The sequence below is a fragment of the Collinsella sp. AM16-21 genome (genome assembly GCF_003471905.1).
Taxonomy (GTDB): Bacteria; Actinomycetota; Coriobacteriia; order Coriobacteriales; family Coriobacteriaceae; genus Collinsella.
This window is the reverse complement of record NZ_QRKJ01000025.1, coordinates 1,842-7,455: the sequence shown is the minus strand read 5'-3', so window position 1 is coordinate 7,455 and position 5,614 is coordinate 1,842. Positions and strand designations below refer to the sequence as shown.

General features: G+C 62.0%; 4 protein-coding genes. 2 read left to right on the top strand and 2 right to left on the bottom strand.

Going from position 1 to position 5,614, the window contains the following annotated elements:
* Positions 1–99: 99 nt before the first annotated feature.
* Positions 100–981, bottom strand: coding sequence for a homoserine kinase (thrB, locus tag DW180_RS09900; RefSeq protein ID WP_117648278.1), 882 nt, complete (start codon positions 979–981; stop codon positions 100–102).
* 201 nt (positions 982–1,182) lie between these two features.
* Positions 1,183–2,700, bottom strand: a complete 1,518-nt coding sequence (gene thrC / locus DW180_RS09895; RefSeq protein WP_118238515.1) for a threonine synthase — start codon at positions 2,698–2,700, stop codon at positions 1,183–1,185.
* A gap of 104 nt (positions 2,701–2,804) precedes the next feature.
* Between thrC and DW180_RS09890 the strand changes: the two genes are divergently transcribed.
* A complete protein-coding gene (locus DW180_RS09890; protein ID WP_118238514.1) occupies positions 2,805–4,193 on the top strand; it encodes an aspartate kinase in 1,389 nt (462 codons plus the stop codon).
* 172 nt (positions 4,194–4,365) lie between these two features.
* Positions 4,366–5,391 carry an aspartate-semialdehyde dehydrogenase gene (locus tag DW180_RS09885; protein ID WP_117790509.1) on the top strand — a complete coding sequence of 342 codons (1,026 nt, stop codon included), beginning with the start codon at positions 4,366–4,368 and terminating at the stop codon, positions 5,389–5,391.
* Positions 5,392–5,614: the final 223 nt, after the last annotated feature.

Here is a 5,614-nt window from a genome sequence, read left to right as displayed (position 1 = left end):
ACCCCCGCCGCACGAAGTGCGCAGCGGGGGTCCTGCCATGTCCGAGGACGATTTGGGGGCAAAGCCCCTGGCCTCCCCGGCGGGTATAAGGTACGGCGACTACAGGTATTCGATCTGGGCGCCTTCCGTGTCGCACGTCAGAATGTGCGTGTCGCATTTGGGGAACTGCTCGCGCAGCTTGACCTGCAGGAACTTGGCTACGATAGTGTCATCGGTTACAGCCATAAGGGTCGAGCCGGAGCCACTGATCCAGATGGTCTTGGCGCCGCCATTAAGGCAGGTGTCGCGCACAGCGTTGTAATCGGGAATCAGGCGGCGGCGATAGGGCTCCTGGATGCGGTCGTCGTTGGCGGCGGCAATCAGGTCAAGGTCGCCGGTCTCCAGGCCGCGCGTCATGCCGGCGATGCGGCCCATTTGCCATACGGCGGTGGAGAGTGGAATCTCCTGAGGCACAACCTTGCGCGCCTCGCTCGTATGCACCTCGTAGGGCGGAATCACGGTAATAAAACGCAAGCGATCGCTCACCTCGTAGCGCAGGCACTGGGGGAGCGAATCAGTCGGCGTAAAGGAGCAAACGGCACCGCCCAGGATGGCAGGGGCGACGTTATCGGGATGGCCCTCGACCTCGGTGGCAATGCGGACGAGCTCGGCACGGTCGACGGTGTGGCCCGTCAGCGCGGCGGCCGCCATGATGCCAGCGACGACGCAGGTGGAGCTGGAACCCAAGCCGCGAGCGACGGGCACGTCGGTCTGGATGTCGATGGCAACGGGGAAGGCCTGCTCGCCCCAGGCGGCCAGAGCATCGACAAAGCTCACATAGACCAGGTTGTTCTCGTTTTGGAACTCCTCGGGGCAGCCCGTGATGGTGAGCTTGTCGGTACGCTCGAAGGTGAAGTGCGAGTAGAGGCTGACGGCCATGCCGAGGGTGTCGTAGCCGATGCCTAGGTTGGCGCTGGTTGCTGGGACGGTGATTTTGATCATGTGGGTCCTCCTGGGCGGGTCTGGCCGTTTAGTTCGCTGCTCGGGCAGTCCTGGCTCGCTCGGAAAGCACATTAAGTGCTTTCCGGCTCGTGCGGAACTCGCGACGAACTAAACGGCCAGACCCGCTCGCATGCTCGTCATCATCCCGAAAGCTTAATAAAAAGAAGGTGCGCCGGCTTTCGCCGGCGCTTAATAAGGAATCTAGTTGGTGCTCATTCGTTTTGCTGCAGACTCGACGTAGCTTGCCATCTCATCGACGTCGCAGACGTCTTCGAAACGGACGGGTTTGGATTCGAGTTCGGCGAGCTGGGTCGGGGCGACCGTGTTGGTGGCCTGCTCGAGCACACGCATAGCCTCAAAATCATCCTCGGGAACGTCGAGCCCCAGGGCATCGCAGCAGGCGCGCGGGAACTTGTAGGGGCTGGCGGTCGAAAGCAGCACGCGGGCCTTGGCGCCCTCGGCGGAAGCGACCTGCTCAAAGACGTGATAGCCGCAAGCGGTGTGCGGGTCGATCACGTAGCCGTTGGCGTCCCAGCAGCTCTTGATGGCAGTGAGGACCTCGTCCTCGCTGGCCCAACCGCAACCAAAGACGCTCTGAATCTTTGCCAGCAGGTCGGCGGGAACTTCGTAGCGACCAGTCTGTGCCAGCTGCTCCATAAGGCCGGCAACGAGCTCGCAGTCGCCGTCGGACAAGAAGTAGAGCATGCGCTCCAGGTTGGAGCTAATAAGGATGTCCATCGACGGCGAGATGGTCGTGAAGAACGGGCGGTTACGGTCGTAAACGCCGGTGGTCAGGAAGTCGGCAAGCACGTTGTTCTTGTCGCTCGCCACGACGAGCTTGGCGACGGGCAGACCCATGCACTTGGCGTAGTAGCCGGCCAAGATATCGCCAAAGTTGCCGGTGGGCACACAGAACTCTACGGCGTCGCCAGCCTCGATAGCGCCGGCGCGCAGCAGTTGCGCATAGGCGGCAAAGTAGTAGACAACCTGCGGCACCAGGCGGCCGACGTTGATGGAGTTGGCACTCGAAAGCACAGTGCCGGCGGCTTCCAGGCGCTCGGCAAGCTCCTTATCGGCAAAGATGCGCTTGACGGCACTCTGGGCATCGTCGAAGTTGCCGCGGATGCCGCAGACGGCGACGTTATCGCCCTCCTGCGTGGACATCTGCAGATTCTGCACGCGGCTGACTTTGCCTTCGGGATAAAAGACGGTGATGCCCGTGCCCGGGGCGTCGGCAAAGCCGGCGAGTGCTGCCTTGCCCGTGTCGCCCGACGTGGCGGTGACGATCATGATGCGCTCGGCGCCGCCGTCCTTGGCGGAAGTGCGGGCCATCAGACGGGGGAGCATCTGCAGGGCGACGTCCTTGAAGGCGCTTGTGGGGCCGCCAAAGAGCTCCATCACATAGGTCTGAGGGACGTCAGCGCCCGGTGCGGCGTCGAGTTTGACGAGCGGCGTGACCTCTTCGCTCGCGAACGTGCCGCGGTATGCCTCATTCACACAGGCCGAAATTTCTTCGGTCGTGTAATCATTCAGTAACATTCCCAACACATCTTGAGCGATTTCAAAGTACGATTTATCTGCAAGCGAGCTGATATCGACCTGCTGGGTGCCGAGCTCGTCCGAGACAAACAAACCCCCGTCGGGAGCGATGCCGGTACGGATTGCCACCTTACTTGAGCACGATAAAGTGCGTCCTCGTGTACTATGATAAGTTCCCATATAACACTGCTCCTCGGATGCCTTGGTCCCAATCGGTGAAACCATGGTATCAGAGCGCGCAAAATAGGTTCGCAGAGGCTTTTTAGAAAGGTAACCTCCAGCCCATGATTAAGATTGCCAAGTTTGGCGGCTCGTCGGTCGCCGACGCCGAACACTTTAAGAAGATCAAGGCCATCGTCGATGCCGATCCGGCCCGCCGTTTTGTGGTGGTTTCTGCCTGCGGTCGCCGTTTTAAGGGCGACACCAAGGTGACCGATCTGCTCTACTTGGTCAACGCGCACGTCAAGTACCACGTGTCGTGCGAGGAGCTGCTCGAGGACATCGGCCAGCGCTATTTTGATATCGCTGACGAGCTGGGGCTCACCTATCCCATCCGCGAAGAGTTTGCGGCCTTTGCCGAGCGTGCTCGCTCCGGTGGCTACTCTACTGAGGAGCTCGTAAGCCGCGGCGAGTACTTTACCGCTCGCCTGATGGCCGAGTACCTGGGCCTGCCGTTCCTGGATGCCGCGACGGTCGTGGCGTTCCATCATGACGGTACGCTCAGCATGAACCGCACCGCCGAGCTGGTGCAGGAGTACGGCCAGCAGGGCGGCTTTGTCATGCCCGGTTTCTACGGCGCGACGCGTGAGGGGCAGATCAAGCTGCTCGACCGTGGCGGCGGCGATATTTCCGGCTCGATTCTGGCCAAGTGCCTTGGTGCCGACCTGTACGAGAACTGGACCGACGTTTCGGGCTTCTATTCTGCCGATCCGCGTATTGTTCCCGAGGCTCAGCCCATTGCGCGCGTTACCTACGAGGAGCTGCGCGAGCTTTCGTACATGGGTGCAAGCGTCCTGCACGAGGAGGCCGTGTTCCCCGTGCGCGAGGCAGGCATTCCGCTGGTCATCAAGAACACCAATGCGCCGCAGGACCCCGGCACCATCATTAGCGAGACGGCTGACGAGGGTGAGGCGGAGCCTATCATTACCGGCGTGACCGGCAAGCGCGGCTTTGTCGCCATCAACGTTGCCCGCGACCGCACCAAGCCCCGTGTCGGCTTTATGCGCCGTGCACTTTCGGTGTTCGAACGCTATGACGTTTCCGTCGAGCATATGCCCACCGGCGTCGACCGCTTTGGCGCCGTGGTGCAGGAGCAGGATGTGCACGACTCGCTGTACTCGCTCGTGGGCGACATTCAGCAGGAGGTCGAGCCGCTCGAGATCGAGGTTGTCGAGGGTTTGGCGCTCATCGCGACCGTCGGCCGTAACCTTCGCGGCCGCGCAGGTATCTCGGGCCATCTGTTTGGCATGCTTGGTCAGGCCGGCGTGAGCGTACGTATGATTTCGCAGAGCTGCGACGAGATCAACATCATTATCGGTGTCGAGGAGAAGGACTTTGACCTGGCGATTCGGACCATTTACCGTGCCTTCTCCGACGAAAATGGCATTGTGAAGGTCTCCGACCTGGAGGCTTCCGCGCCGGTTGATCCCGCTCTGGCCGCGCTCAAAAAGTAGCGACTGCTCGGTAGATTTTTGGGCCATGTCAAAAAATCTACGGCGGGGCGTTTCGTTTCGGTTTCGTTTCGACGGGGCGGGTTTCGTGCCTGCCCCGTTCTTGTATACACTGGCAACAATAATCGGCCTGCTTGGCGTGCGGGCGATAGCCACAACCTTTAAAGGGGGAAGCATGAAACAGTACACGGTTGCTATTTTGGGCGCGACGGGAGCCGTGGGCACCCAGATGCTCGAGTGCCTGAACGAGCAGGAGTTCCCGGTCGGCAAGCTCAAGCTGCTGGCGAGCGCACGCTCTGCGGGCAAGACCGTCGAGTTCCGCGGCGAGCAGGCTGTGATTGAGGAGGCTTGCCCCGAGGCTTTTGAGGGCTGCGACATCGTGCTCGGCGCTGCCGGCGACGATATCGCCAAGGAGCTGCTGCCCGAGGCCGTCAAGCGCGGCGCCGTCGTGGTCGACAACAGCCATGCCTTCCGTATGGATCCCGAGGTACCGCTGGTCGTGCCCGAGATTAATGCCGACGACATCAAGTGGCATCACGGTCTTATCGCCAATCCCAACTGCGCGACCATTATCGGCCTGGTTCCCACGTGGCCGCTGCATCAGCTCGCTGGCGTGAAGCGCATGATCGTCTCGACGTACCAGGCGGCTTCGGGCGCTGGTGCCCCCGGCATGGCCGAGCTTGAGGCCCAGCTGGCCGCCCTGGGCCGTGGCGAAGAGATTCCCGAGCCGCGCGCGTTTGCCGCCCAGCTGGCGAGCAACCTGATTCCGCAGATTGGCGGCGTCAAGGAAGAGGGCTTTACCTCCGAGGAGATGAAGCTGCAAAACGAGGGCCGCAAGATCATGCACCTGCCCGAGCTGCGCGTGAACTGCACCTGCGTGCGCGTGCCCGTGCTGCGCTCGCACTCCGAGAGCATTACGCTCGAGTTTGAGCGCGACATCACGGTGGAAGAGGCCCGTGCTGCGCTGGCTGCCGCTCCGGGCGTCAAGCTGGTTGACGACATGAGTGCCGAGGATGCGCACGATCGCTTCCCCATGCCGATGGACACCTCCGACCAGGACCTGATTTGGGTCGGTCGCGTACGCCGCGACATCTCGAACCCCGAGGCCGCACGTGGCATTACCTTCTGGTGCTGCGGCGACCAAATCCGTAAGGGCGCGGCAACCAACGCCGTCCAGATCGCTAAGCTGCTCTGCGAGTAGCGGTGGACCTGTCCGGCGGGGGCCGGGCTTGGTTTTCAGAGCGTCCTCGACCATGTGTGGCGCCTTGTCCTGCTCCTTCGGAGCTGCGGACAAGGCGCCACACTGGTCTGCGGAATGTTCTGAAAACCAAGCCCGGCCCCCGCCTGCGGTGACTCGGCTGCGAGCGGCCTGCGATGGGGCCGTTGCTGGTTGGGGCCGCTGGGCTGATGTGGGGGCACGTGGT